Origin of the sequence: Panacagrimonas perspica, assembly GCF_004364935.1 — a bacterium.
Taxonomy (GTDB): Bacteria; Pseudomonadota; Gammaproteobacteria; order Nevskiales; family Nevskiaceae; genus Panacagrimonas; species Panacagrimonas perspica.
Genome location: NZ_SOBT01000008.1, coordinates 760,057 through 785,510, shown reverse-complemented (window position 1 = coordinate 785,510; position 25,454 = coordinate 760,057). Strand labels below are relative to the sequence as shown.

The 25,454-nt window shown below is 66.2% G+C and carries 25 protein-coding genes, 3 tRNA genes and 1 pseudogene; 12 read left to right on the top strand and 17 right to left on the bottom strand.

The genetic code is table 11. From position 1 onward, the window contains the following. The first annotated feature begins 20 nt into the window (after nucleotides 1-20). The gene (locus DFR24_RS03420; RefSeq protein WP_133879931.1) at nucleotides 21-2,186 is read left to right on the top strand and encodes a molybdopterin-dependent oxidoreductase; all 2,166 of its coding nucleotides are present in this window, start codon (nucleotides 21-23) and stop codon (nucleotides 2,184-2,186) included. Between the two features lie 48 nt (nucleotides 2,187-2,234). On the opposite strand, the gene DFR24_RS03415 is transcribed toward DFR24_RS03420, so the two are convergent. From DFR24_RS03415 to tadA, 6 genes are all read right to left on the bottom strand, one after another. Next, nucleotides 2,235-2,720 carry a hypothetical protein gene (locus DFR24_RS03415; protein ID WP_133879930.1) on the bottom strand — a complete coding sequence of 162 codons (486 nt, stop codon included), beginning with the start codon at nucleotides 2,718-2,720 and terminating at the stop codon, nucleotides 2,235-2,237. Nucleotides 2,721-2,878: 158 nt separating this feature from the next. Next, nucleotides 2,879-4,045 (bottom strand): acyl-CoA desaturase, encoded by a 1,167-nt coding sequence (locus DFR24_RS03410; RefSeq protein ID WP_133879929.1) that lies wholly within the window; start codon nucleotides 4,043-4,045, stop codon nucleotides 2,879-2,881. A gap of 110 nt (nucleotides 4,046-4,155) precedes the next feature. After that, nucleotides 4,156-4,368, bottom strand: coding sequence for a cold-shock protein (locus DFR24_RS03405; RefSeq protein ID WP_133879928.1), 213 nt, complete (start codon nucleotides 4,366-4,368; stop codon nucleotides 4,156-4,158). A gap of 282 nt (nucleotides 4,369-4,650) precedes the next feature. After that, nucleotides 4,651-4,725, bottom strand: a tRNA-Val gene (locus tag DFR24_RS03400). Between the two features lie 90 nt (nucleotides 4,726-4,815). Continuing rightward, entirely contained in the window at nucleotides 4,816-5,265 is a 450-nt protein-coding gene (locus DFR24_RS03395; protein WP_133879927.1) for a MaoC family dehydratase, read from the bottom strand. Between the two features lie 36 nt (nucleotides 5,266-5,301). Next, nucleotides 5,302-5,766 carry a tRNA adenosine(34) deaminase TadA gene (gene tadA, locus DFR24_RS03390; protein WP_246051497.1) on the bottom strand — a complete coding sequence of 155 codons (465 nt, stop codon included), beginning with the start codon at nucleotides 5,764-5,766 and terminating at the stop codon, nucleotides 5,302-5,304. A 199-nt stretch (nucleotides 5,767-5,965) separates the two neighbouring features. Here tadA and DFR24_RS03385 point away from each other — a divergent pair, with 199 nt between their 5' ends. Continuing rightward, nucleotides 5,966-7,003, top strand: coding sequence for a DUF72 domain-containing protein (locus DFR24_RS03385; protein WP_133879926.1), 1,038 nt, complete (start codon nucleotides 5,966-5,968; stop codon nucleotides 7,001-7,003). 51 nt (nucleotides 7,004-7,054) lie between these two features. Here the strand turns inward: DFR24_RS03385 and DFR24_RS03380 are convergent, their stop codons facing one another. From DFR24_RS03380 to DFR24_RS24320, 8 genes are all read right to left on the bottom strand, one after another. Then, complete coding sequence (locus DFR24_RS03380; RefSeq protein WP_133879925.1) at nucleotides 7,055-7,642, bottom strand: LemA family protein; 588 nt, start codon at nucleotides 7,640-7,642, stop codon at nucleotides 7,055-7,057. A gap of 54 nt (nucleotides 7,643-7,696) precedes the next feature. Next, a complete protein-coding gene (locus tag DFR24_RS03375; protein WP_133879924.1) occupies nucleotides 7,697-9,637 on the bottom strand; it encodes a DUF2207 domain-containing protein in 1,941 nt (646 codons plus the stop codon). After that, nucleotides 9,634-10,179 carry a LemA family protein gene (locus tag DFR24_RS03370; protein WP_133879923.1) on the bottom strand — a complete coding sequence of 182 codons (546 nt, stop codon included), beginning with the start codon at nucleotides 10,177-10,179 and terminating at the stop codon, nucleotides 9,634-9,636. Before DFR24_RS03370 ends, DFR24_RS03375 begins: the two co-directional genes overlap by 4 nt. Before the next feature lie 219 nt (nucleotides 10,180-10,398). Further along, the gene (guaA, locus tag DFR24_RS03365; protein WP_133879922.1) at nucleotides 10,399-11,970 is read right to left on the bottom strand and encodes a glutamine-hydrolyzing GMP synthase; all 1,572 of its coding nucleotides are present in this window, start codon (nucleotides 11,968-11,970) and stop codon (nucleotides 10,399-10,401) included. A 112-nt stretch (nucleotides 11,971-12,082) separates the two neighbouring features. Further along, nucleotides 12,083-13,108 (bottom strand): tRNA preQ1(34) S-adenosylmethionine ribosyltransferase-isomerase QueA, encoded by a 1,026-nt coding sequence (queA, locus tag DFR24_RS03360; protein WP_133879921.1) that lies wholly within the window; start codon nucleotides 13,106-13,108, stop codon nucleotides 12,083-12,085. 44 nt (nucleotides 13,109-13,152) lie between these two features. Further along, nucleotides 13,153-13,240 (bottom strand) — tRNA-Leu (locus DFR24_RS03355). A 133-nt stretch (nucleotides 13,241-13,373) separates the two neighbouring features. Then, nucleotides 13,374-13,976, bottom strand: coding sequence for a DUF938 domain-containing protein (locus DFR24_RS03350; protein WP_133879920.1), 603 nt, complete (start codon nucleotides 13,974-13,976; stop codon nucleotides 13,374-13,376). A gap of 67 nt (nucleotides 13,977-14,043) precedes the next feature. Continuing rightward, nucleotides 14,044-14,895, bottom strand: coding sequence for a hypothetical protein (locus DFR24_RS24320; RefSeq protein WP_162851015.1), 852 nt, complete (start codon nucleotides 14,893-14,895; stop codon nucleotides 14,044-14,046). Between the two features lie 139 nt (nucleotides 14,896-15,034). Here DFR24_RS24320 and DFR24_RS03335 point away from each other — a divergent pair, with 139 nt between their 5' ends. The 9 genes and pseudogenes from DFR24_RS03335 (at nucleotide 15,035) to DFR24_RS03295 (ending at nucleotide 23,412) form a co-directional block, all read left to right on the top strand. After that, nucleotides 15,035-15,646 carry an NUDIX hydrolase gene (locus tag DFR24_RS03335; protein WP_133879918.1) on the top strand — a complete coding sequence of 204 codons (612 nt, stop codon included), beginning with the start codon at nucleotides 15,035-15,037 and terminating at the stop codon, nucleotides 15,644-15,646. A gap of 32 nt (nucleotides 15,647-15,678) precedes the next feature. After that, nucleotides 15,679-16,119: an SRPBCC family protein gene (locus tag DFR24_RS03330; RefSeq protein WP_133879917.1), complete on the top strand. Its 441-nt coding sequence runs from the start codon at nucleotides 15,679-15,681 to the stop codon at nucleotides 16,117-16,119. A gap of 25 nt (nucleotides 16,120-16,144) precedes the next feature. Further along, complete coding sequence (locus DFR24_RS03325) at nucleotides 16,145-17,083, top strand: alpha/beta fold hydrolase (RefSeq protein ID WP_133879916.1); 939 nt, start codon at nucleotides 16,145-16,147, stop codon at nucleotides 17,081-17,083. A gap of 7 nt (nucleotides 17,084-17,090) precedes the next feature. Beyond that, complete coding sequence (locus DFR24_RS03320; RefSeq protein WP_133879915.1) at nucleotides 17,091-18,635, top strand: GAF domain-containing protein; 1,545 nt, start codon at nucleotides 17,091-17,093, stop codon at nucleotides 18,633-18,635. Between the two features lie 89 nt (nucleotides 18,636-18,724). Beyond that, nucleotides 18,725-21,304: an AsmA family protein gene (locus DFR24_RS03315; protein WP_133879914.1), complete on the top strand. Its 2,580-nt coding sequence runs from the start codon at nucleotides 18,725-18,727 to the stop codon at nucleotides 21,302-21,304. Continuing rightward, the gene (locus DFR24_RS03310) at nucleotides 21,301-21,882 is read left to right on the top strand and encodes an SRPBCC family protein (protein WP_133879913.1); all 582 of its coding nucleotides are present in this window, start codon (nucleotides 21,301-21,303) and stop codon (nucleotides 21,880-21,882) included. Before DFR24_RS03315 ends, DFR24_RS03310 begins: the two co-directional genes overlap by 4 nt. After that, nucleotides 21,879-22,925 (top strand): annotated as a pseudogene (gene mutY / locus DFR24_RS03305) (A/G-specific adenine glycosylase); the annotation flags it as partial. The gene DFR24_RS03310 and the pseudogene mutY, both read left to right, overlap by 4 nt. Nucleotides 22,926-22,981: 56 nt before the next feature. Beyond that, on the top strand, nucleotides 22,982-23,266 hold the full coding sequence (locus tag DFR24_RS03300) for an oxidative damage protection protein (protein ID WP_133879912.1): 285 nt from the start codon (nucleotides 22,982-22,984) through the stop codon (nucleotides 23,264-23,266). A 70-nt stretch (nucleotides 23,267-23,336) separates the two neighbouring features. Next, nucleotides 23,337-23,412 (top strand) — tRNA-Phe (locus DFR24_RS03295). Nucleotides 23,413-23,552: 140 nt separating this feature from the next. Here the strand turns inward: DFR24_RS03295 and DFR24_RS03290 are convergent. Then, nucleotides 23,553-23,855, bottom strand: a complete 303-nt coding sequence (locus DFR24_RS03290; RefSeq protein ID WP_133879911.1) for a hypothetical protein — start codon at nucleotides 23,853-23,855, stop codon at nucleotides 23,553-23,555. Nucleotides 23,856-23,894: 39 nt separating this feature from the next. Here DFR24_RS03290 and DFR24_RS25255 point away from each other — a divergent pair, with 39 nt between their 5' ends. Beyond that, nucleotides 23,895-24,533, top strand: coding sequence for a DUF4124 domain-containing protein (locus DFR24_RS25255; protein ID WP_133879910.1), 639 nt, complete (start codon nucleotides 23,895-23,897; stop codon nucleotides 24,531-24,533). A 22-nt stretch (nucleotides 24,534-24,555) separates the two neighbouring features. On the opposite strand, the gene DFR24_RS03280 is transcribed toward DFR24_RS25255, so the two are convergent. Beyond that, nucleotides 24,556-25,164, bottom strand: a complete 609-nt coding sequence (locus DFR24_RS03280; RefSeq protein WP_133879909.1) for a hypothetical protein — start codon at nucleotides 25,162-25,164, stop codon at nucleotides 24,556-24,558. Next, entirely contained in the window at nucleotides 25,161-25,334 is a 174-nt protein-coding gene (locus DFR24_RS24315) for a hypothetical protein (protein ID WP_162851013.1), read from the bottom strand. The genes DFR24_RS03280 and DFR24_RS24315 overlap by 4 nt, the downstream gene beginning before the upstream one ends. Nucleotides 25,335-25,454 lie beyond the last annotated feature (120 nt).

Here is a 25,454-nt window from a genome sequence, read left to right as displayed (position 1 = left end):
CAAAGCCAGGGACGAACACGATGGGCGAACCCAGCACGCACTACGGCGCCTGCAATCTTTGCGAGGCGATCTGCGGCCTCGAATTCAAGGTGCAGGACGGCCACATCCTGTCGGTGCGTGGGGACGATGCCGATCCGTTCTCGCGCGGCCATGTCTGCCCCAAGGCCGTGGCGCTCAAGGACCTGCACGAGGACCCGGACCGCCTGCGCAAGCCGGCGCGGCGTACCGCGAACGGCTGGCAGGAGATCGGCTGGGACCAGGCGTATGCGGAGGTCGCGGATCGCCTGGTGGCGCTACGCAAGGCCCACGGCACCAACAGCGTGGCGGTCTACCAGGGCAATCCGAGCGTCCACAACTACGGCAATCTCACGCACGGCCAGAACTTCCTCGGGCAGCTCAAGAGCCGCAATCGTTTTTCCGCGACCTCGGTGGACCAGCTTCCCCACCAGCTCGTCGCGTACTGGATGTTCGGACACCAGCTGCTGCTGCCGATCCCGGACATCGATCGCACGCAGTATTTCCTCGTGCTGGGCGCCAATCCGATGGCCTCCAACGGAAGCCTGATGACAGTGCCGGATTTCCGCGGGCGCCTGAAGGAGCTCAAGGCGCGCGGCGGCAGGATGGTCGTGATCGACCCACGCCGCAGCGAGACCGCGGACGTCGCGGACGAGCATCATTTCATCCGCCCCGGCACCGACGCGGCGCTGCTGCTGGCGATGATCCACGTGCTGTTCGACGAGGACCGCGTGAACCTGGGTGCGGCGACGGCATTCGTCGATGGCGTCGACGGCGTGCGTGATGCGGTGGCGCCGTTCACGGCCGAGGCGGCCGCGAGCGTGACCGGCATCGACGCCGCCACGATCCGCCGCCTAGCCCTCGACTTCGCGGACGCGACAGCCGCCGTCGCCTACGGGCGCATGGGCGTCTCCACGCAGGCCTTCGGCAGCATCTGCCAATGGGCCATCAACCTGCTGAACCTGCTCACGGGACGGCTCGATGCGCCGGGCGGCGCGATGTTTCCGCTACCCGCGGTGGATCTGCTGCAGGGCCAGTCGAAGGCCGGCCACTACAACGCCTGGCAGAGCCGCGTGCGCGGCCTTCCGGAGTTCGGCGGCGAACTTCCGGTCGTGGCGCTCGCCGAGGAGATCCTGACGCCCGGCGAGGGCCAGGTCCGCGCGCTGGTGACGATCGCCGGCAACCCGGTGCTGTCCACGCCCAACGGCCAGCAACTCGATCGCGCGCTGGCCTCGCTGGACTTCATGGTGTCGATCGACTTCTACGTCAACGAGACCACGCGGCACGCGCACCTGATCCTGCCGCCCACCTGCGGTGTCGAGCACGACCACTACGACCTGATCTTCCATCACTTCGCGGTGCGCAACACCGCGCGGTGGTCCGCTCCGCTGGTCGACAAGCCCGAGGGCACGCGGCACGACTGGGAGATCTTCAACGGCCTCGCCCGCGCCTATCGCGAACGTGTCGAGGGCGATCGCCCGCAGCCGCTGGGCGCACGCCTGCGCAAGCTGCCGGGCCTGGCCAGGCAGCACCTGCGTCCGGACCAGCTGATCGACCTGGGACTGCGCCTGGGGCCTTACGGCTCGTGGAAGCGCAAGCGCGAGGGCCTGACCCTGCGCAAGCTCAAGCAGCATCCGCACGGTATCGATCTGGGGCCGCTGCAGCCTTGCCTGCCGCAGCGCCTGTTCACCCCGGGCAAGCGCATCCGCTGCGATATCCCGGAGCTGATCGGCGACGTCGAACGTGCGCGCCGGCAGATCGGCATCGGTGCGGCCGAGGGCCTACGGCTGATCGGCCGTCGCCATGTCCGCAGCAACAACTCGTGGATGCACAATTCCGAGCGGCTGGTGAAGGGCAAGGACCGCTGCCTGCTGTTGATGAATCCCGGCGACGGCTCGGCCCGCAGCCTCGCGGACGGCACGATGGCGACGGTGCGTTCGCGCGTCGGCGCACTCGAGGTCACCGTGCATCTCACCGACGAAATGATGCCGGGCGTGGTGTCGCTGCCGCATGGCTGGGGTCATGCGCGCGAGGGCGTGAACCTGCGTGTCGCCAACGCGCATGCCGGCGTGAGCGTCAACGATCTCACCGACGAATTCCTCGTCGATACGCTGTCGGGGAATGCCTCGTTGAGCGGCGTCGAGGTCGTCGTGGAGCGGCTGGCCGCCTGAGCGGGCGTCGAGCGCGTTCAGGCGCCGGAGTTGGCGCACAGCACGAGACTATCGGCGATGGCCACCGCCACCGCCGCCGCGCCAACCGGGCCCGCAGGCGTTGCCCTCTCCGACGAGCGCCCACAGCTCCTTCCAGTCCTTCCACTGATCCGGCGTGAGCACCGACGCCACTTCGTGCTCGAACGCGGCACCGACGACGATCTGCTGCTTGGCCACGTCCATGCGGCGCGCCGACAAGGCCTCGGCATCGGCCAGGAACTTGGGATCGGCGCGGTTGAGTTCCTTCCACTGCCGCGTGATCTCTTCCCACTCCTGGTCCAGCTTGAGCATCTTCGGATTGTCGCGGTCGAACGCCGCGAGGATCTTCGCGCGCTGCTCGTCATTGGCCTCCACGTTGCGAAGGACGGCCAGTGCCGCCTTCTCGGGCCGTCCCTCGAAGCTTTCGGCCGACGGCACCAGCGGCGCGCTGCCGCAACCGGCGAGCAGGGTGGCAGCCAGCAGGAGCAGGGCAAACGGCGTCAGGGCGGTCTTCATGGCGGGAACGCTGCGTGATGGCGATCGGCGCATTGGAACGCCGGCCGGCCGCCGCGTTCAACCTCGCCTCGAAATAAAAATGCCGGCAGGTGGGCCTGCCGGCATTCCCGGATACGGTCGTGGCTGTCGACCCCGTCGAAGGGCCGACCGCTTTGCTGTCAGGCCGTCTGCATATGCAGCAGCCGGACGCGCCGGTACTGGAGATGCAGCGCCTCTTCGAGGACCTGCAGCTGGCGGCGAGCTTCGCTGTGTTCCCAGCGCTCGGCGACACGGTCCATGACCTGCTTCTTGGCCGCCTCGATCTTCTCGGTCTGCAGGCGCGTCCACTCGTTGACGGTCGCCTTGAAGGCCTCCATCTCATGCTCCAGCAGCTGCTTGACGTGCTCGAGGCGCGTCGTCGGTGCTGCGCTGGCGAGTTTCTGCTGCGCGCGCGCGAACTGGCGCTCGATCATCGCGCGGCGGATCTTGAACTCGGGCACGCGGCGCAGGCTGTGCGACTGGCCCACCCACGACAACATCGCGATCCACCACTTCGTCAGATCGACGTTCCACCAGCGCACGCCGTTGCGATAGTCCCAGGAGAACAGGTGGTGGTAGTTGTGATAGCCCTCGCCGTAGGTGAACAGCGCGATCAGGTCGTTGTCCCGCGCGGTGTTCTCCTCGGTGTAGGGACGGCGACCCCACATGTGCGCGAGCGAGTTGATGAAGAACGTGAAGTGGTGGTTCACCACCAGACGCAGCAGGCCGGCCAGCATCAGGAAAGCGCCCGGCTCGCCGTAGAGCATGCCGATGAGACCCGGCAGGCCGATGTTCATGAACAGCGCCAGCCCCAGGTAGTGCTTGTGCTGGAACATCACGACCGGATCGCGCTGCAGGTCCTGCACGTTGGACAGATCGACCGCATGGCAGGGACGGTCCCGCAGCATCCAGCCCATGTGGGCGTACCAGAAGCCACGCTTGATCGAGTACGGATCGTCGTCGACGTGATCCACGTTCTTGTGGTGCACGCGATGCATCGAGCACCACACCAGGATGCTGTTTTCCAGCGACTGGGCGCCGAACAGCATGTAGAAGATGCGCAGTGGCAGACGTGCCTCGTAGGCGCGATGCGCCCACAGGCGGTGATAACCGCCGGTGATCGACAGGCCGCTGGCGAACAGGAAGATGAAGAACCACAGCCACGCCGCACCGGAGAAATCGTGGTGCCATGCGTAGAGGGGGAACACCGTCAGCACCATCAAGGTACTGATCGAGAAAAGGACAGCCGCGGGAACGTTGATCGGCGCTTGCGCCGTCGTGGAAGGGTCAGCGGACTGATTGCTCATCGACGTGCTGGAAATGACGTTGAGAGAGAAGATGGGGATAGCGTACAAAAAAGAAAGCCGCGACCAAATGGTCGCGGCTTTCGATTACTGCAACATCGAATAAGGGTCGATCAGAGCGCCTTGATCTGGGTGGCCTGCATACCCTTCTGACCGCGCTGAGCGATGTACTGCACGCGCTGGCCTTCCTTGAGGGTCTTGAAGCCGGTGCCCTGGATTTCCTTGAAATGGGCGAAAAGGTCTTCACCGCCGCCTTCCGGCGTGATGAATCCAAAGCCCTTGGCGTCATTGAACCACTTGACCACACCGGTCGATACATTCGACATGAAACGTTCCTCTGAACAGTTGATGAAATGCGAGTAAACCACCCGCACGGTGCATCCGTTCAAGAAACGTTGCCGGGGAGCTGGAGCGTCCCCGGGAGGTGTAACGGGGCACAGAAGATCGCGGAGCAAGCACTGCTTGAAACGACTGCGGGCCGCACGTTAGCCCACCTTTGCGCGTTTGTCTAACGCGCTTCAGGAGCCCTACGAGCAGTGTTCCGGCAGCTTCGCAGGCCGGTCCCCGGAACGAGAAGGCCCGGCGACAGCCGGGCCTTGGGGAGCGATTGGTGGATGGTACAGGGATCGAACCTGTGGCCCCCGCCGTGTGAAGGCGATGCTCTACCGCTGAGCTAACCATCCGTGCCCCGTGAAACAGGGGCGCGCATGGTAGTGACCGGGTATGAGGGTCGTCAATTCCTCGACTTGCGCCTCGGGGCTTCCGTGACCGGCCTATTGCGGGCGGCGGCCGAACATCCCGAGTGTCTTCATCGTCACCACCGCCTCGCCGTGCTGGTTCACGCCCTGGTACTCGCACTTCAATACCCCGCGATCCGGCCTGGATTTCGACGGAATCGCCTCGGTCACGCGCATCGACATGCGCAGCGTGTCGCCCGGCCGCACCGGCTTGAGCCAGCGGATCTCGTCCACGCCCGGCGAGCCGTGGCTGACCGATCGGGACAGCAGTTCGTCGACGATCTGGCGCATCAGCAGCGAGCAGGTGTGCCAACCGCTGGCGACGATCCCCCCGAAATGCGACGCCGCGGCGGCATCGCGATCGACATGGAACAGCTGCGGGTCGAACTGCCGCGCGAAATCCAGAATCTCGGCCTCGGTGACGGTGCGCGTACCCAGCTCGATGACCTGGCCGGGATGGAAGTCTTCGAAATACAAACGGCTCATGAAACAGCTCCGGGAAGAACGGGGGATCAGGGCCTGTCAGCGGCGCGCGCGAAAGAAGGCGCGCAGCAGCTCGCCGCATTCGGCTTCCAGGACACCGCCCTGCCAGGCGACGGCGTGGTTGAGGCGAGGCAGCGAGATCAGGTCGTACAGCGAATGCACGGCGCCGGCCTTCGGATCGGCGGCGCCGAACACGAGCCGCTGCACCCGCGCGTGGATGATGGCGCCGGCACACATCGCACAGGGCTCGAGCGTGACGTAGAGCGTCGTGCCCGGAAGGCGGTAGTTGGCACTGTGCGTGGCCGCTTCGCGCAGCGCGATCATTTCGGCGTGCGCGCTGGGATCGTGCGTCCCGATCGGCCGATTCCAGCCCTGCCCGATGATCTGCCCGTCCCTGACCAGGATGGCGCCCACCGGCACCTCGCCCGCGTCGGCAGCCTGCCGCGCCAGGCCGATCGCCTGCGTCATGAAGCGTTCGTCGTCCGGGAGCGGGACGGCGCTCATGCCGCGAGCCCGGTCGGAATGACGGTGCCGGAGACCGTGGCGAAGATGTTCCAATCCATGTCGGGCAGGAGCCGCAAACGCTGCGAAGGGATCCCATTTTCGCACGCGTTGCCGACCAGCCGGTCGCGCCCTCACCGAGCGCTTGCCAGTTCCCCGTGCCGGCCGCTACGGTCACCGGCAAGCCCGCCTCCTTCGTCACATGCAGGACACGCTCTTCAGCGACGCCGACGAGCCGGAGCCCATCCCCGAGGCACCGCGCGCGCGTCGTGCCAAGGGCGTCCAGCCCGCCTCGACGGACGACGCGCTCGTTGCGTTGGCCCGCGCGCTTCCGCCGAGGCTGCGCGTGGGGACCTCGTCCTGGAACTATCCGGGCTGGGCCGGTTTGGTCTGGGATCGCGACTACCCGGAAACAAAGCTCTCGAAGCAGGGCCTGAGCGCCTACGCCCGGCATCCGCTGTTCCGCACGGTGAGCCTGGATCGCGCGTTCTACCGGCCGCTGAGCGTCGAGCAATACGCGGCCTATGCCGCGCAGGTGCCCGACGACTTCCGCTTCGTGGTCAAGGCACCGAGCCTGGGCGCCGACGCGATGGTGCGCAGCGAGAACGGGCGCGGCATGGAACCGAACGCGATGTTCCTCGACCCCGACCTCGCGCTTCGCACCTTCGCGCAGCCCGCGCTGGAAGGTCTGCGGCACCGGGTCGGCGCGCTCGTGTTCCAGCTCAGCCCGCTGCCGGCGCCGATGCTCGCCGACATCCCGCAGATCATTCGCCGGATCGGCGCGATGCTGCGCGCCCTGCCCTCGCTGCAGCCGACCGCGCCGGACGGCGTGATCGCCGTGGAGGTCCGCGACGCCGCGTTCCTGACTCCCGCGTTCGCCCGGATGCTGCGCGAATGCGGCGCGACCTACTGCCTGGGCCTGCACGCGAAGATGCCGCCGATCGAGGAACAGCTTCCGATGCTGCGCGCGCTGTGGCCCGGACCGCTCGTGTGCCGCTGGAACCTGCATCGGCGCCACGGCGCCTATGGCTACGAGGAGGCCAAACGGTTGTATGGCGCGTTCGATCGCATCGTCGATGCCGATCCGGAGACCCACGCAGCGCTGGCCAAGGTCATCGCGGCGACGACCGATGCCTGCTATCCGGCCTACGTCACGCTGGGCAACAAGGCCGAAGGCTCGGCTCCGTTGTCGGCGGTTCAACTCGCGCAGGTCGTGCGCGATCGCTTGCGGGCGCGTTGATGCGGCTGCGTACCGGCTGCCGCCGTCCCATCCGCCGCGGTGGCGCGCCGCTCAGTTGAAGCTGACCTTCACCGGCTTGCGCGCCGCCTCGTCGTCCAGTTTCAGGAACTCCGCACCGGAGAACGAGAAGGCTCCGGCCACCAGGTTGTTCGGGAACACCTCGCGCAGATTGTTGTAGCTCAGGACCGCGTCGTTGTAGGTCAGACGCGCCCCTGCGATCTGGTCCTCGGTCTGCGAGAGTTCGGACGAGAGCTGGATCATGTTCTGGTTGGCTTTCAGATCGGGATAGGCCTCGACCGTCGCCATGAACCGGCTCATCAAGCCGCCCAGCACGCCTTCGGCGGCATTGAGCTTCTGCATCCCGGCCGGATGGGTCGGGTCGGCCTGCACGGCGCGCAGCGCACCGGACGCGGAATTCCTGGCGGCGATCACCGCCTCCAGCGTCTCGCGCTCATGCTTCATGTAGCTCTTGGCCGTTTCCACCAGATTCGGAATCAGGTCATGCCGGCGCTGCAACTGCACGTCGATCTGCGAGAACGCGTTCTTGTAGCCGTTGCGGCTCGCAACGAGCCGGTTGTAGACGGTCATGAGCCAGAGCCCCACGACGACGAACACGCCCAACAGGGTCAGTCCCAGCATTCCGATTTCTCCGTTCACATCCATCGCCGCTACCAGAACGACGGCCGCCGCAAACTACCAGCCGCCACCCCCACCGCCACCGCCGCCTCCCCCGGATCCGCCGCCACCTCCCGATCCGCCGCTGCTCCCGCTCCCCGAACTTCCACCCGAACTCGACCCGGGCGCAACCGATGCCGACGAGATGGAACGGGTGAAGCTGCCTGCGAAGTCGCCTGGCGAGAATGACGATCGTCCGCCCGAGCCCATCGCCGAACTCCGGTACCAATCCGGCTGCGCGCGCTCGAACTGATCGGGTGGAAGCGCGTCCGCGAAACGCTTGGCCCAGGCCTGCTCGACGTCCAGCGCCAGCGCATAGGGAAGGAACTGCGCGAACACTTCTGGCCTCGACTCCGGCTTGTAACGGCTGTCGAGTTCCTGCTTCTCGGCGACGCCCAGGTACCAGCGGAATCCGTCGATCTGGCCGAGCAGGCGCGCACCGTCGCGCGTCGGCGCCTTCATCCAGTGGTAGAATGCGATGTTCGTCGCCAGCAGCGCGCCGATGACGATGGGCATGCCTATGCCGGCGACGGACGCCACGCCTCCCGCCAGCATCACCGGAAAGATCGCGACGAACAGCGCGATGATCCGCGACACGATCCGCGAATTCGTGGCCAGCACCGCCAGCGCATAGGTCAGGAAGGCCGTCGCGCTCATGAAGACCGACATGACCAGCACCGCGACCGGATCGCCTGGCGCCGCCAGCGAGGCCGCGATCTGAGTGACCAGCGAAAGGCCGACGCCAACGGTTACGGTCTGGCCGTTGGTCACGAAATATTTCTTCTCGTAATCTCGTATCAGCGACCGCTGCAGGGCCATCTTGGCGGCGCTCATCCGCGAAGCCGTCGACGCACTCGACTTCATCGTGAAGGACGTCGAGCTGCCCGGGAACAGAGCTTGAATCAGCGCGGCTTCGCCCGGCGTGACATCGGCGTTCGACGCAGGCGCGCTTTGCCCCAGCGCGGCAAACCCCGTCGCGGGCCGCATGAGCGTGAAGGTCTTCTCGTCGTCGCGCCGGATTTTCAGCGCGCCCCTGGACGCGAGGTCCAGCATCGCCACCGCGAGGCATTCGTCGTCGTAACCCATGCGGCGCACGAAACGCAGCGATGCAGCCGAGTAACCGGCCGGCGGCTGGTAGAGCGGGATGCGCACTCCACGGTCCGGATCGCGCCCGAGCACGTGCCAGCGGTACAGGTAGAACCCCCACAGCAGCACAAGACCGCACAGACCGATGACCAGGTGGAGGTTGTCGCCCAGGAACCACACGAGCTTCTGCTTTGCATCGGGTGCGCGAATCACACCTTTCGGAAATTCCAGCACCACGCTCAGACCTTCATTGGGCTCCAGCATGTGCGTCGTGCCGTAGGTGGCGCCACCGTCGAAGGGTCTCGCCGTCAGATCCCGTTGCATCGAACCTTGCGATCCGGTGAAACCGGATGCCCGCAACTGGGCGATCGGCACGGCAGCCGGCAATCGCAGCGTCGCGCGCGCCGACGAGATCGGAAAGACCCAGCCATTGCCGGTGACATTCCAGTAGAGCTCGTCGTGATCGGCGAAGAACCCGAGCTGCCGGGTCGTGCGGTAATGCAGCTCGTACGCGTACTCGCCGGGCTCGAGGAACACGTCGGCGCTGCCGATATAGATGCGCACGCCGTTGGGCATCGATTCCGTGTGATACGGCTCGGGCTGGCCGTCGCGGCTGATGCCGACGAGCGTGAATCCGACGCGATAGCGATGCCCGCTCGCGTCGTGATAGTCGGTGGGAAAGTCGCGATAGATGCCGCGCCGGATCCGGTCGCCCTCGGCGCGAACCCGGATGGTCTCGACCACATCCAGGCTGCCGTCCTGCGCGATCGCCACCTGCGCGTCGTACGACAGGATGTGCTCCTCGGCGTGCGCCACGCCGCCTGCCAGCGCACACCACAGCCAGAGCAGCAGGAAGCGCTGCAGGAGAATCACCGCATCACCCCCGGTGCGCTGCGCGAATCCGCCTCCGCGGCGAAGAACTCGCCCTGCTGGAACGAGAACAGACGCGCGACCAACAGGTCGGGGAACTGGTCGCGACGCGTGTTGTACTGCCGCACCGACCCGTTGTAGAAGCGCCGCGCGTACTGGAGATTGTTCTCCACCTCCGCGAGCTGCGCGGAGAGCTGCATGAAATGGGTACTCGCCTTGAGGTCGGGGTAGGCCTCGGCGAGCGCCACCAGTCCCGAAAGCGACTTCTTCAACGCCGGCTCGTGCGCGCCCTTGTCGGTGATGCGCTGGGCCTCGTGCATCGCGTTTCGCTCGGCCACCACCCGCTCGAGCACCGTGCGTTCATGCCCGGCATAGCCCTTCACGATCTCGACGAGATTCGGGATCAGATCGTGGCGCCGCTGGAGCTGCACATCGACATCGCTCCACGAGGCCCCGACCTGGTTGCGATCGCTGACCAGGCGATTGAACAGCCATACGCCCAGACCGGCCGCGGCCACGACAACGGCGGTGACTAGCCATCCCATCGTCCGGTGCTCCCCTTCGATCCACCCGCGCCCGGCATCCGTCAACATCGTGCTGATGCGGCGCCCCTCGCCCCTGCGCCGATCATCCACGCGACGGGCTTGCGGCTCAACCTCAGGCCTCGAGCCGTGGCGTGCGAGGGATCGCAGTGCCGCTGGGGGCCGACTCCGCGCGCAAAACGCGCGGTCCGCGTTACTCGAACGCGGGCGCCCGAACGGCGACTACTCCCACTCGATCGTCGCCGGCGGCTTTCCGGAGACGTCGTAGACGACGCGCGACACACCCGAGATCTCGTTGCAGATCCGGCGCGACACCACGTCGAGCAGTTCGTACGGCAGGTGCGCCCAGCGCGCCGTCATGAAGTCGATGGTCTGCACGGCGCGCAACGCGATGACGGGTTCATAGCGGCGGCCGTCGCCGGTGACGCCGACGCTCTTGACCGGCAGGAACACCGCGAAGGCCTGCGAGGTCTGGTCGTACCAGCCGGCACGTCGCAGTTCCTCGATGAAGATGTGATCGGCGCGGCGCAGCGTGTCGGCGGCCGTCTTGGTGACCTCGCCGAGGATACGAACGCCCAGGCCCGGACCAGGGAACGGGTGGCGGAACACCATCTCGCGCGGCAGGCCCAGCTCCAGACCGATGGCGCGCACTTCGTCCTTGAACAGCTCGCGCAGCGGCTCCACCAGCTTGAGCTTCATGTGCTCGGGCAGGCCGCCGACGTTGTGGTGACTCTTGATGACATGCGCCTTGCCCGTCTTCGCGCCGGCCGATTCGATGACGTCGGGATAGATCGTCCCCTGTGCCAGGAAGCGCACGTTCGACAGCTTCGAAGCCTCCTCGTCGAAGACCTCCACGAACAGCCGGCCGATGACCTTGCGCTTGGCCTCCGGGTCCGCGACACCGGCGAGCGCATCGAGAAAGCGCTGCTCGGCGTTCACGCGGATCACGCGCACGCCCAGGTGCTTGTCGAACACGCGCATCACCTGATCGCCCTCTTCGAGGCGCAGCAGGCCGGTGTCGACGAACACGCAGGTCAGGCGCGATCCGATCGCGCGATGCAGCAGCGCCGCGACCACCGAGGAATCGACGCCGCCGGACAGACCCAGCAGCACATGAGCATCGCCGACCTGCTCGCGCACGCGCTCGGCGGCGTCCTCGATGATGTTGACCGGCGTCCACGCACGGCCGCAGCCGCAGATCTCGTGCACGAAGCGCTCGTAGATGCGCGTGCCCTGCGGCGTGTGCGTGACCTCGGGATGGAACTGCAGGCCGTAGTAGTGGCGCTCCTCGTCACCCATGCCGGCAATCGGCACGTCGCTGGTCGAGGCGATCAGCTTGAAGCCCTCGGGCAGCGCGGTGACGCGGTCACCGTGGCTCATCCAGACGTCGAGCAGGCCATGACCGTCGGCGTTGACGCGGTCGTCGATGTTGATCAGCAAGGTGGAGTGATTGCGCGCGCGCACCTCGGCGTAACCGAACTCCTTGCTCGCGTGCGCCTCCACCTTGCCGCCGAACTGGTGCGCCATCGTCTGCATGCCGTAGCAGATGCCCAGCACCGGCACGCCGAGCTTCCAGACGAGTTCCGGGGCGCGCGGCGACCCGGCCTCGATCACCGATTCGGGGCCACCGGACAGGATCACGCCGCGCGGCGCGAAGTCCGCGATGTGCTTTTCGTCGACGTCCCAGGGGTAGAGCTCGCAGTACACGCCCAGTTCGCGCACGCGGCGCGCGATCAACTGGGTGTACTGGGACCCGAAGTCGAGGATGAGGATGCGGTCGGCGTGGATGTTCACATCGCGCTCGGCGAAGATCTGGGCGCGAATTCTACGGCCCCGCGCGTCCGTCCGCCCTCACCCGCCTCGTCCGTTCGCCTCCGCACTGCGGGTCCGGACTGCGCGACGAGCCTCAGGCCGAGGGCTCGATGAGCATCGCATCGCCATAGCTGAAGAAGCGATAGCGCTGTTCCACGGCGTGGCGATAGGCCGCCCGCATCCGCTCAATGCCGCCGAAGGCGCTGACCAGCATCAGCAGCGTGCTCTCGGGCAGGTGGAAGTTGGTCACCAGTGCGTCCACGGCCCTGAAGCGGTAGCCCGGCGTGATGAAAATGCGCGTTTCGCCCTCGCCCACCCGCAGGCTTCCGTCCGCTTCGGCGGCGGATTCGAGCGCGCGCACGCTGGTGGTGCCCACTGCCACGATGCGGCCACCGACGGCGCGCGTATCCGCGATGCGCGTCGCCAGGTCCTGCCCGATCCGGTAGCGCTCGGCGTGCATCCGGTGCTCGGACAGGTCGTCCACGCGCACCGGCTGGAAGGTTCCGGCGCCCACGTGAAGCGTCAGCGTTGCCGTCCGGACCCCTCGATGCTCGAGGGCGGCCAGCAACGGTGTGTCGAAATGCAGCCCCGCCGTCGGTGCCGCGACGGCGCCGGGCTCGCGCGCGAACACCGTCTGGTAGCGCTCGGCGTCGTCGGCATCCGGGTCGTGGCGGATGTAGGGCGGCAGCGGAAGGCGACCTGCGCGCTCGAGCAGTTCGTGCAGTGTCCCGTCTCCCTCCAGCCGCAGATGGAAAAAGGACTCGTCGCGACCCAGTACCTCGAGCCGGCCGGCCTCCCCGTCGACATGCAGGAACGCGCCGGGCTTCGGTGTCTTCGACACGCCGAGCTGGGCCCGCATCTCGCGCTCGCCGAGCACGCGTTCGACGAGGATCTCGACGCGTCCGCCGGTGTCCTTGCGCCCCTGCAGGCGCGCCTTGAGCACGCGCGTATCGTTGAAGACCAGCAGGTCGCCGGCACGCAGCAGGTCCGGAAGCTGCGTCATCCGCAGATCGCGCAACTCGCTGCCGACGTGCAGCAACCGGCTCGCGCTGCGCTCGGCCGCGGGAAGCTGCGCGATCAGTTCGGGCGGCAGCTCGTAGTGGAAGTCCGAGGTCTTCATGCGAAAAACCAGGCCTGGCGGTGGCCCGGCAATTCTTACAACGGTGGTGCCTGAGAAAGGACTCGAACCTTCACGAGGGGTTGCCTCGGGGGATTTTGAGTCCCCTGCGTCTACCGATTCCGCCACTCAGGCGCGGGGCGCGATTATACGGAGGCGATCGCGGATTGGGTGGGCCGGAACGAGGTTTGATCCGGTGCCTCGCGTAGCCCGGGTGAAACCCGGGAATCCCCTCGCTTACGGAGCGCGATCCCGGGTTTCACCCGGGCTACGGCGTGGTCCGATGCCAGACCAGGCAGCGGTTGTTGGCCGGCATCTGGTGATCGGCAGCCAGCGCAAATCCGATCCCCCGCGCCAGCGCATCCACCGCCTCGAAATCGCGGATGCCGCGCCTGGGATCATCTCCCTTGAGCCTCAGATCGAACGCGGCGTTGCTGTCGCTGGTGAACTTGCCGCCGTAGTTGAAGGGACCATAGACGGCCAGGCAAGCCTCGTCTTCGAGCACCTCGGGCAGTCGGCGGAACAGGGTCTGAACCTCTTCCCAACCCATGATGTGCAGCGTGTTGGCGGTGAACACGGCGTCGAAGCGCGCACGCGGCCAGCGGGTCTGGTTCACGTCGAGCGTCAGCGGTGGCAGCGTGTTCGGCAGCGCCGCGTCAGCCAGCCAGGCCTGGATGCCGTCGTGATTCTCGACGCGGTCCGAGGTCTGCCAGCTCAGGTGCGGGAGTGCGCCCGCGAAGTGCACGGCGTGCTGTCCGGTGCCGCTGCCGATCTCGAGCACGCGCTGACGGTCCGAGAACGCGTCTCGCAGGATCGCCAGGATCGGCTCGCGGTTGCGCTCGGAACTCGGTGAAAAGGGCTTGTCGTGCATCGTGGTGCTCGCAAAAAGAAAAGGGCGGCACGAGGCCGCCCCTTGTCGTGACGTCGACCCGGCGGGATCAGAGGGTGAAGTCGTAGCGGATGCCGCCGTGCCAGCCGAAGATGCGGCTCTCGCGCTCTTCCTGGTAGACCGTACCACCGGCGCCGATGCGCAGGTTGGGCATGCTCTCGCCGAACAGGCGCAGCGGCAGTTCGAAGGCCAGACCGAACGAGGCTCCGTCCTGATCTTCCTTGGCGCCGCCATCGGCCTTCACCTCGGTGTAGGCATAGCCCAGCCGCGCGGAGACCTCGATGGTGTCGAGCAGGACACCGGTCGGGACCAGGTAGAGACCATAGAACTGCTTGGTCTCCAGCTCGTTGTCGCTGCTCTTGTTGGCCGGGAAGCCGGCGTGGAATTCCACGGCCACGGCTTCGAACACGCGCACGCCCAGACGCAGCTTGTAGAAATCCGAATCGAAACGGTGACGGCCCAGCGCCGCTTCCTTGGCGTCGTCGTTGATGTCGATCGTGGTCTGGTCGTACTCCAGGCCCACATACAGCTTGAGGCCCTCTCCCGAATCCGAATCACCCGACGAGTCCGAGCTGTCGTCGGCGCTGGCGGTGTCCTCGGCCGGTGCTGCATCGGCGGACGACGTATCGGTCGCCGAATCACCGCCCGTGATCGCCTCGGCCGCGCTCGCGTCGCTGCTGGCCTCGGAGCCCGAACCGCTGTCGGCTGCGGCGGCCGTGTCGCCGGTGCCGGCATCGGCGGGAGCGGCGGCTTCTTCAGCAACGGGAGCGGCTTCATCGGTTGCCGGGGCGGCTTCCTCGGCCGCGGGGGCGGCCGCTTCGGCGGGAGCTGCCTCGTCCTGGGCCGCAGCGGGGAGCGCCATGAACGCAAGCAACCAGACCCACGCCATCCGATTCTTCATTGTTCTCTCTCCCTAATATTGTTCCGGTCGAGCCCGCCGGCAACCGATTGTAATGAGCCCCGAGGGCCGATGCTGATTGCAGCACCGCCACTCATTGCGCGTAAGCTTTGCCACATCGCCGCACACCTTTTCCCGGCACATGATGAACGAGGTCAAATACTGCAATGCCTGCGGCGCGCAGGTGGAGTACCGCGTGCCGGCGGGCGACCACCTGCCGCGGCACATCTGCCCGCGCTGCGACAACATCCAGTACTTCAATCCGCGCGTGATCGTGGGCTGCATTCCCGAATGGGAGGACGGCCGCATCCTGATGTGCCGTCGCAACATCGAGCCGCGCCTGGGCCTGTGGACCTTCCCGGCGGGCTTCATGGAACTGGGCGAAACCAGCGGCCAGGGTGCGGCGCGCGAGTCCATGGAAGAGTCGCAGGCCGATGTCGAAGTCGGCGAGCTGCTCGCCATGATCAACGTGCCTTACGTCTCTCAGCTATACGTTGTGCACCGAGGGCGTATGCGAACGCCGCATCACGGGCCCACGCCCGAGAGCAGCGAGACCCGCCTGATGACCGAATCGGAAATCCCGTGGGACGAGATCGCGTTCCCCACGGTGCTGCACAGCCTGCGGTTCTTCTACGCCGATCGTGCCGAGGGGGTCGCGCGCATCCACACGCTCGACCTGAGTTCAAAGCCGCGTCGCCCGCGGGATCGCGAAGTGAGCGAAGGCGATCCGCTGCCCGGCCAGCCGGTCGAATAGCCCTCGTTGGCGACGGCGTGTAGCGTGCAATCGTGACGACACCGCAATCCGTCCGCTTCGAGCAGTTCTTTGCCGCACCGCGCGAGCAGGTGTTCACGTGGTTCTCGCGGCACGAGAATTTCGAAAAGCTGTTCCCGGGTCGGGTGCGGCGCATCCGCGATTCGAAAGATCCCACCGATCCGAACGGTCTGGGCTCGGTACGCGAAGTCAGGATCGGACTCGTGCGGCTGGAAGAGACGGTCACGCGCTTCGAGCGGCCAGGCTGCATCGAGTACCGCGTGACCCAGGGCTGGCCGGTGCGCAATCACCTGGGACGCCTGAGCTTCGAGTCGGTCGCCGGCGGCACCCGGCTCGACTACACGATCACCTTCGAATCGCGCATTCCGTTCGCCGGGAATCTCGTGGCCGGCTCGCTGTGCGCCTCGTGGCGCCGCAGCGTGTCGCGCGCGGTCGAGGCCATCTCCGGTTCCTGATCCAGCGCCTGCGCTCACCTCCTGCATGAGAATCCTCAAGGTCCTGTCGCTGGCTGCGGTGCTCGCGGTGATCGCCATCCTCGGCACCTATCTGCTGGCGCCCCCGCTGTTCGTGCGCGGTGCGATCGCAACCGAACGCTGGGCCTCCGGGCTGCAACGCCACGAGATCGATGCGAGCGGATTCCACATCGTCTATCTCGACAGCGGCGGCACCGGCGCCCCGCTGGTCCTGGTCCACGGATTTGGCGGCGACAAGGACAACTGGACGCGTACGGCCCGCTACCTGCACGGCTCGCTGCGCGTGATCGCGCTGGACCTGCCCGGATTCGGTGAAAGCGATTCTCCGCCCGATGGCGTGTACACGATCGCCGAACAGGTCGAGCGCCTGCATGCCTTCATCCAGAAGCTCGGGCTCACGCATGTGAGCCTTGGCGGCCACTCGATGGGCGGCAACGTCGTGGCCACTTACGCCGCGAAGTATCCAAACGAGGTCGGCAGCCTCTGGCTGGTGGCCAATTCCGGCATGAATCGCGCACCGCCGAGCGAACTGCGCCAACGCATCGCGGATACCGGAAAGAATGCGCTGGTCCCCGCCACCGTCGAGGAGTATCGCGAGCTGATGCCCTGGGTGATGGCGCGCCCGCCGTGGATTCCTGCGGGCGTGATCGACGTGATGGCCGCACGCGCCGTGGCCGTCCACGATCTGCGCGCCAGGCAGTTCTCCCAGATCGTGCGCGAGGCTTCGACGCTGGAGGAACGGCTCAGCGGTCTGCCGATTCCGACGCACGTGCTCTGGGGCGAAATCGATCGTGCGGTACACGTGCAGTCGGTCGACGTGCTGATGGGCCTGCTGCCGCAGTCGGACCGCACCATCCTCCCGGGCATCGGCCACATGCCGATGCTCGAGGCACCCAAGGAAACCGCGCTCGACTACCTCGCGTTCCGCAAGCACTACCGGCTCTGAGGCGCCGATGAGGGCCTGGGCCAGGATCTTCCTGCCAATCGCCGCGATCGTGGTCGCGGTGTTCGCGTTCTACGCGAGGGTCGAATCACAGCATCAGATGGACGCGCTGATCGAGGCCGAGCAGGTGCGCCTGCGAATGGCGGGCCAGCGACTGGTCGAGACCTTCACCGACGCGGTCGTGGACCTGCGCGTGATCTCCAGCGCACCGGCCATCCGGGACTTCGATCCCGGGCAGCCGCAGTCGCGCGCCAATGCCGAGGCGCTGTTCGCTTCCTACGTTCGCGAAGACTGGGCCTACGATCAGCTGCGCCTGCTCGACAGCAAAGGCATGGAGCGCGTGCGCGTGAACCGCGCGCCCGAAGGCGCGCAGGCGATTCCGGTCGAAGCGCTGCAGGACAAGAGCGGACGCGGCGACGCCGTCGAGACCTTGAATCTGCTGGCACGCCAGACCTGGGTGTCCCGCATGGAGCTCAACATCGAGCACGACGTGGTGGAAGTGCCGCACCGGCCGGTGCTGCGCCTGGCCATGCGCGTCAGCGCCGGACAGCAGCACGTGGATTACGCGCTGGTGGCCAGCCTGCGCGGCGCGGTCGTTCTCAAGGGATTGCGGGATTTCGTCTCCACTTCCGAAGGTGAAGTCTGGCTGCTGGACATCGACGGCTACTGGCTGATGCATCCGGACCCGCGCATGGCCTGGGGCCGGCAGCTCGACCCCTCGCGGAACGTGAAGCAGCGCCTGCCCGCGCTGGCCGCGGAACTCGAGCACGGCCCGGGCGTGCTGATGGTCGATGGATCGCTGTACGTGCATCGTCGCATCGAGCCTCTCCGCAAGCTGGCGGCCGAAGGTCTGGTGAGCCCCAGCCCGGTATTCGATCTGGTGTCGCGCACGCCCGCCGAACTGCTGCCCTCCCGTCTGCCCGTCGAGTTGTGGCTGCCGATGGTCGTGATCCTGCTGATCTCCGCGATCGGCAGCGCGCTGCTGGCACAAACCCGCCTGCGTTCCGCCGCCGCCGAACGCCGCGAGCGCACCTTGCTCGAAGAACGCTCCTCGTCCAACGAGCTGCGTTCGTGGATCCAGGATCACATCTACCAGCTCAGCCTGAAGATCCACGCAGCCCGCGATCTGAAGAGCTTCGGCACGGCGCTGCTCGCCGAACTGGCGCCGACGCTGAATCTGGCGGCGGCCTGCGTCTACGCATTGCAGGACGGGCGCGCACGGCCCATCGCCGGATTCGGCCTGCCGGATCGCTTCGAACTGCGCGAGTTCGCACCGGGCGAGGGACTGGTCGGCGAATCGATCCGCACGCGCGAGGAACAGCGCATGCGCCCGCCGCCCCCCGGTTATCTCGACGTCAGCGCCGGACTGGGCGACGGTCCGCCCGCGGACCTTCGTGTCCTGCCCCTCTGGGTCCATGGACGGACCGTGGGCGTCCTCGAACTGGCGTTCCTGCGCCTGCTCGATTCGCGCGAGGAAGAGTTCCTGCGCCAGGTGTTGCCGCTGCTGGCGCTGAACCTCGACGGGCTGCTGGACCGGCATCCCGGTAGCGGCTGAGCTGGGGTCCTTCGATGCGCCCCTCAGTCGCTTGACGTTCAGCCCCAGCCGTTAAACTCGCCCGGCGTCCTTCTACGAGTTCGTTTCTCATGGCCAAGCCGATCAAGATCGTTCTTGCCGTCATCGGCGTCCTGCTGCTGGTGGTCGTGGTGGCGGTGTTCGCTGCAGCGGCCCTGTTCGATCCCAACGACTATCGCGACAAGATCACCGAGACGGTCAAGAAGCAGACCGGCCGGACCCTGACGCTGGGCGACATCAAGCTCAACGTCTTCCCCTGGCTGAAGGTGCGCCTCGCCGACGTCAGCTTCAGCAATGCGCCGGGTTTCGGTGATGGCCCCATGGCGCAGGTCAAGGAAGCGCAGGTCGGCGTGCAGCTGCTGCCGCTGCTGCTCGATCGTCAGGTCCAGGTGAGCACGGTGACGCTCGATGGCCTGAAGCTGGACCTCGCCAAGGACGCCAGCGGCAAGACCAACTGGGATGATCTGATCAAGCCCAAGGGCGAAAACACCGCCGAAGCCAAGCCCAAGGATGGCGAAGGCTTCAAGGTCGAGAGCATCGACATCGCCGGCGTGACGTTGCGCGACGCCTTCATCACCTACCGCGACGCGCAGGCCAAGCAGAGCTATCGCCTCGAGAAGGTCAATCTCGAGACCGGCACGCTCAAGCCCGGCAAACCCACCGATATCGAAGCCTCGCTGTCGGCGTTCGACGACGTGAAGAAGATGTCGGCGGATCTGTCGTTCTCCGCCACGGTGCTGGCCGATCTCGTCGCGCAGAAGGCCACCGTCGACAAGCTCAAGCTCGACGTCAAGGCCAAGGGCGAAGGCCTCGACGCCGCGGTCAAGCTCGCGGGCGACATCGCCGCCAATCTGCAGACCAAGGTGGTCAGCGTCGAAGGCCTGACGCTCGACTTCAAGACCGCGATGAAGGACCTCAGCGCCGAGGGCAAGCTCGTGGGCAAGGTGCTGGCCGACATGGGGGCCAAGCAGACGGTGGATGTCGAAGGACTCAAGCTCGACTACAAGGCAAAGACACCGACGATCGGGGCGCAGGGCGTCGTGTCCGGCAAGCTGCAGGCCGCGCTCGAGTCCAAGCAATACAAGGTCTCCGGCCTGAGCCTGACCGCGGATGCTTCGGGCAAGGATCTGCCCGGCGGCAAGCAGAACGTGAAGCTCACCGGCAACCTCGCCTACGACGGCGCCAAGGGGTCGATGAATTTCACGAACGGCAAGATCGACGCAGCCGGTCTGGCGATCACGACGGCCATTGCCGGCGAAGGCCTCTCGGGCGATTCGCCGCGCCTCTCCGGCCCGATCTCGATTGCGCCGTTCAATCCGCGCAGCCTGCTCAAGACGCTGGGTCAGGCCGACGTCAAGACCACCGATCCGAAAGTCCTGAGCACGGCCAGCCTGTCGACGCGCTACAGCGGCAGCTTCAAGTCGGCGCGCTTCGAGGACCTGAAACTGCAGCTGGACGAGAGCAACATCACCGGCACGTTGGCGGTGCGCGACTTCGCCACGCAGGCCATCGAGTTCGCGCTCAAGCTCGATCGCATCGACGCGGACCGCTACATGGCGCCCGCCGAGAAGCCGGTTGCCAAGCCCGCCGCGGCGGGCAGCACGCAGCAGCTCAACGCCACCGAGCTGCCCATCGACGCGCTCGAGAAGCTCAACGCCAGCGGCACGCTCGACGCCGGCGAGCTCAAGCTCAAGGGCGCCACGCTCAAGAACGTGCAGTTGAAGATCGACGGCCCGAAAGGCTCGCCCAAGGTCGTGAAGCTCGACGCCAACGCCTACGGCGGGCAGGTCTCCACCAACACGCGCATCGTGCCCGGCGCCCGGCCCGACTACGCGCTCAACACATCCCTCAACACGATGCAGCTCGCGCCGATGCTGCAGAACTTCTGGGGCAAGGACATCGTGTCCGGCCTGGGCAACATCAAGCTGAACCTGACCTCCGGCGGCAAGACCGTCGGCGACGTGCGCCAGTCGCTCAACGGCGATATTTCGCTGAGTTTCGAGAACGGCGCCGTCAAAGGCTTCAACCTCGCGCAGATCGTCCGCCAGGGCCAGGCCCTGCTCAAGGGCACGACGGTCACGGACAACGAACCCAAGCAGACCGACTTCACGACCATCACGTTTGCCGCGAAGATCGTCGACGGCATCCTGAAGTCCGACCAGCTCAACGCGCTGAGCCCGCTGTTCCGGCTCGGCGGCAGCGGCCAGATCAACCTGGTGGACGAGACGCTCAACTACCTCGTGTCGCCCACCGTCGTGGCCACCAGCAAGGGCCAGGGCGGCAAGGGCCTGGAAGAACTCTCCGGCCTGACGCTTCCGATCCGCCTGACCGGCAGCCTCTACGCACCCAAGTACAAGATCGACCTGCAGACCGCACTCAAGCAGAAGGCTGGCGACGAGCTGCGCGGCAAGCTGGCCGACAAGGTGCTCGGCGGCGACAGCAGCGCGCCGATGACCGACGCCGAGGTCAAGCAGAAGGCCGGCGAGAAGCTCAACAAGGAAATCGGCCGCGGCCTCGACAAGCTGTTCGGCGGCAAGAAGAAGAAAGAGCAGCCCGCCGCCGAGCCGAGCACCGAAGCCGCGCCTGCGGAAGCCGCCCCGGCGCCGACGGCCCCGGCAGAAGCCGCACCCGCAGAACCCGCCACGCCTTGAGTCGATTCGCAGGTCTCGCGCTGGCGCTGGCGACGACGTTCGCCGCCACGACGAGCCAGGCCGTCGAGATCCATTCGGTCGACGTGCAGCATGACCAGGCGCGTTACCGCATCTCGATGCGGGTGACGCTCGACGCCCCCGCGGCCGCGACCTACGCGGTCTTCGCCGACCTGCCGCGCCTTCGCGAGGTCAATCCGGCCGTGCGCGAGGTGCGCGTGCTGGAGGCATTGCCCAACGATGCGCGGCGCGTCTTCACCGAAGTACGCGCCTGCGTCAGCCTCTACTGCCGTCACTTGAAGCAGGTGCAGGACATGCGTTTCGAGCCGCGCGGCAACGGTGGACGCGTCCGCGCGCAGGTGCTGCCGGAGCGCAGCGACTTTCGATACGGCGATGCGAACTGGGATTTTCGCGACTGCGAAGGCCGCACCTGCCTGGACTTCGATGCGGAGCTCGAGCCTGCGTTCTGGGTGCCGCCGCTGATCGGCCCCTGGCTGATCAAGCGCAAGCTGCACGAAGAAGCCGTCGAAACCAGCAAGGGCCTCGAAAGACTGGCGCGCGCCCCCAGCATCGTGCCGTGACCACGCTCCCTTTCGCCGACCGCCTGCTCGACTGGTTCGACCGCCATGGCCGTCATGATCTGCCGTGGCAGCACCCGCGCGAGGCCTATCGCGTGTGGATCAGCGAAGTGATGCTGCAGCAGACGCAGGTCGCCACGGTGATCCCCTACTTCGAGCGCTTCATGGCGCGCTTCCCGACGGTCACGAGCCTCGCCGAAGCACCGCAGGACGAGGTGCTGCGCCACTGGGCGGGACTCGGCTACTACGCGCGTGCACGCAATCTCCACGCGGCCGCCAAGCAGATCGCTACGCAGCACGGCGGCAGGTTCCCGGATCACTACGACGCCGTCAGCGAGCTGCCCGGTATCGGTCGTTCCACCGCGGGAGCGATCCTGGCGCAGGCACACGGACAGCGCATCGCGATTCTCGACGGCAACGTGCGCCGCGTGCTGGCGCGCCACGCCGGCATCGCGGGCTGGCCGGGCCAGCCACGCGTGCAGGCGCAACTCTGGGACATCGCCGAGCAGCACCTGCCGCAGCTGCGGCTGGCGGACTACACGCAGGCGACGATGGATTTGGGAAATTCGGTGTGCCGATCGCGCGCGCCGCTGTGCCTGCTCTGCCCGGTCGGCGAAGACTGCGTTGCGCGGCGCGAGGATCTTGTCTCGGCCCTGCCTTCGCCCAAGCCCACCCGAGCGCGCAAGCAGCGCAGCACGCAGATCCTGCTGATCCGTGATGCCCAGGGGCAGATCCTCGTCCGGCGACGCCCGCCGGTGGGGATCTGGGGCGGCCTGTACTGTCCGCCGCTGGTTGCCGAGGGTGACTCGCTCGAAACCGCCATCGACGACGCGGGCGGGCGCCCGCAAACGGCGCAGGGCCTTCCGCCGATCCACCACGCGTTCACGCACTTCGATCTGGAATTGCAGCCGCTGCTGCTGGATGCCGATGGGCAGGCTGCGAAACCCGGCATCGCCGAGAGCGACGAGCGCGTGTGGATTAAGCTCTCCGACCCCGGCTCCTGGCCCGGCCTGCCCGCACCGGTCCGAAAACTTCTCGAAAGCCTGGACCCGCCGACCGGCCTTCCGGACTCCGCAAAGAACTCTTCCCAAGAAACGTCGCCATGTCCCGCACCCTCCACTGCGTCAAGCTCGACAAGCAAGCCGAAGGGCTCGACCGCGCGCCCTACCCCGGCGCGCTCGGCCAGCGCCTCTTCGACAACGTCTCGAAGGAAGCCTGGCAGCTCTGGCTCCAGCACCAGACGCGACTGATCAACGAGTACCGTCTCGCGCTTTCGGACGCCAGTGCGCGCAAATTCCTCGCGGCCGAGATGGAGAAATTCTTCTTCGGAGGCGGCGAACTCGCGCAGACCTCGTACACACCTCCGAAGAACGCTCTGGATTCTTGACACTCCTCCTTGCCGCGGCTCTAATGCGCGGCCTCACGCGGCCTTGGATGTTATTCGCCGCTGCACCCGTGGCCGGGTAGCTCAGTCGGTAGAGCAGGGGATTGAAAATCCCCGTGTCGGCGGTTCGATTCCGTCCCCGGCCACCATTAGATCAACGAGTTAGACGCTGAATCAAAACGTCGTCTAACTCGTGTAGGCACTATGTAGGCAGTAGAGCGCCCTACACTGCTCATAGGCGAATTCTTCGTCACGGGCACCCGGCGATAACCGCCGGCAATCCTTCGCGCTACTTCTTCGGCTCTCGCCCGTTGCGCATCCAGAACGGTGGCTCGGGCCTCCACGACTCGGGGTCGCTATCCAGCGGCTTCACTGGACGGAACCCCGTCACGAACTGATGGACCCATGCTTTGCGCCGCTCCCTCTCGGCTCGGTCGTCGTTTGGCTCCAGCCGACGTGACAGAGCTGTGCGAAGCGCGCCGAGCACCGTTGCCGCCTCCGCGGCCCAAGCTTTCCGCTGCTCCGCAGTGAGCGCGCGCGTGGGATCGTTCCGCAGGGTGTACCGCTCGATCAGCACATACGCGTCGGCCATGAGGTTGCGCTCCTCGCTTGCCGTGCTGGGATAGTCTCGATGGTGGGCCATGTACTGTATGAACGTACAGTATGGAGGCACTGTATGGTCAAGAGAGACATGATGGCAGCCCCCGATTCACGTCGCTGTTCGCGAGGTCATCCGATGAGAGGCACGGCGAAACTTTGCGTGGCTCCGCTATTTCTTTTCGTCGCCCAAGTTCACGCAGGGTTATTCAAGTGCACCGACGCCGACGGCGCCGTCAATTATCAGGATCGACCGTGCAGCGGAGAGCAGAAGTCGACTCGGATTGCTCCGAGGGTCTATGACAATTCGACAGCCGATTTAAACGCGCCGCCGCCGCAGAGCCAGTCACCTCCCGCGCGCCAGGGCGTTGAGGCCAAGAGCCGAGACGCACAGCGAAGAGACGATAATTCTGGAAGTTCTGCTTCAGACCGTTCGAACGATGCGGAGGATCGAAGGCGCTATCAAACTTGCGAGCATCAGTGGCGCGTCGAATCGCAACGACGTAAGAAGGTGAGCTTCGTATGTGATCAGCGAGGGTACAAACAGCCTGTTCCGAAGCCGGTAAGAAAGAAATACATAGCGCCGACCGGCTTGGAGGTCGAGGAGGGAGAGTGGTACCCCCGAGGACGGATGAATTGCGCGATCTTCGACGGCTTCGAGACATGCAACTAATCCGGTCGAAAAACCGTTGGTCTCAGGCGATAGGCCGTCGCGAGAACCGCGTTCCGTTTACGGTCATCTCCGCGACGATGAACTGACCGCCGAACGACTCGCCTGGATATTTCTCGGACGCCCGAGCGTACTGGCGGCGGGCGATGGACAACATCTTCGAGGGCGTGTCTCCGTTCACCTCCGGGGGCGAACCGGTATCGTCCTGCGGCGGCGCGGTGCAGCTGTCCTCGACGCGAAATGAGAATGGACTCTCGAGGCTGTCGGCTTTCGCGAAGGTCGCACGGAATCTCGAATCCTTCTGCGAGTAGCCGATGACAACGACGGCCGTCGGCTCGGCGCGCAAATGCTCATTGTCTTGCCACGCGGGCAACTGCCTGAACTGGGTGACGACCTCGGCGATCACCGTTGGCAGAATGGTGAGCGCCTCGTCGTAGTCCTGCGCAGCCCAGCTCAGCTTGTTCCCGACGTGCTGCTGCAGTTCCGATATGCCCCTGCCGCCAACGACCAGGTTGGAATGCGGCAGGTAGAGCACCTTGCTTATCGGCGACAATTTACCGTCAGGGAATTTGCCCATCGTGTCCGCAAGGACAATCGCTGAAGTCTTGCTGCAGTGCCAGTTCAAGATTGTCACGACGCATCATCCTCCGAGGGCTCGACCATGGGCGACTCGACGGCAGCCTCGGCCGATGCTCCGAAGATTTCCGGCCCAATGCAGGCACCGACCTGACTTCCGATGTACATGCCAATCGGCCCGAACTGGCTGCCGATGATCGTTCCGGCGAGCTGAAATGTTCCAGACATTTTGATCTCCTGAGTAAGTTACGTGGTCACTGCGTTTCGGACCGCAGCGGACTATTCCACCGACTGCGCCCTGCAGCCTGCTCGCGCAGACGTTGAAGATCTCGAAGGTGCTTGCGGGCC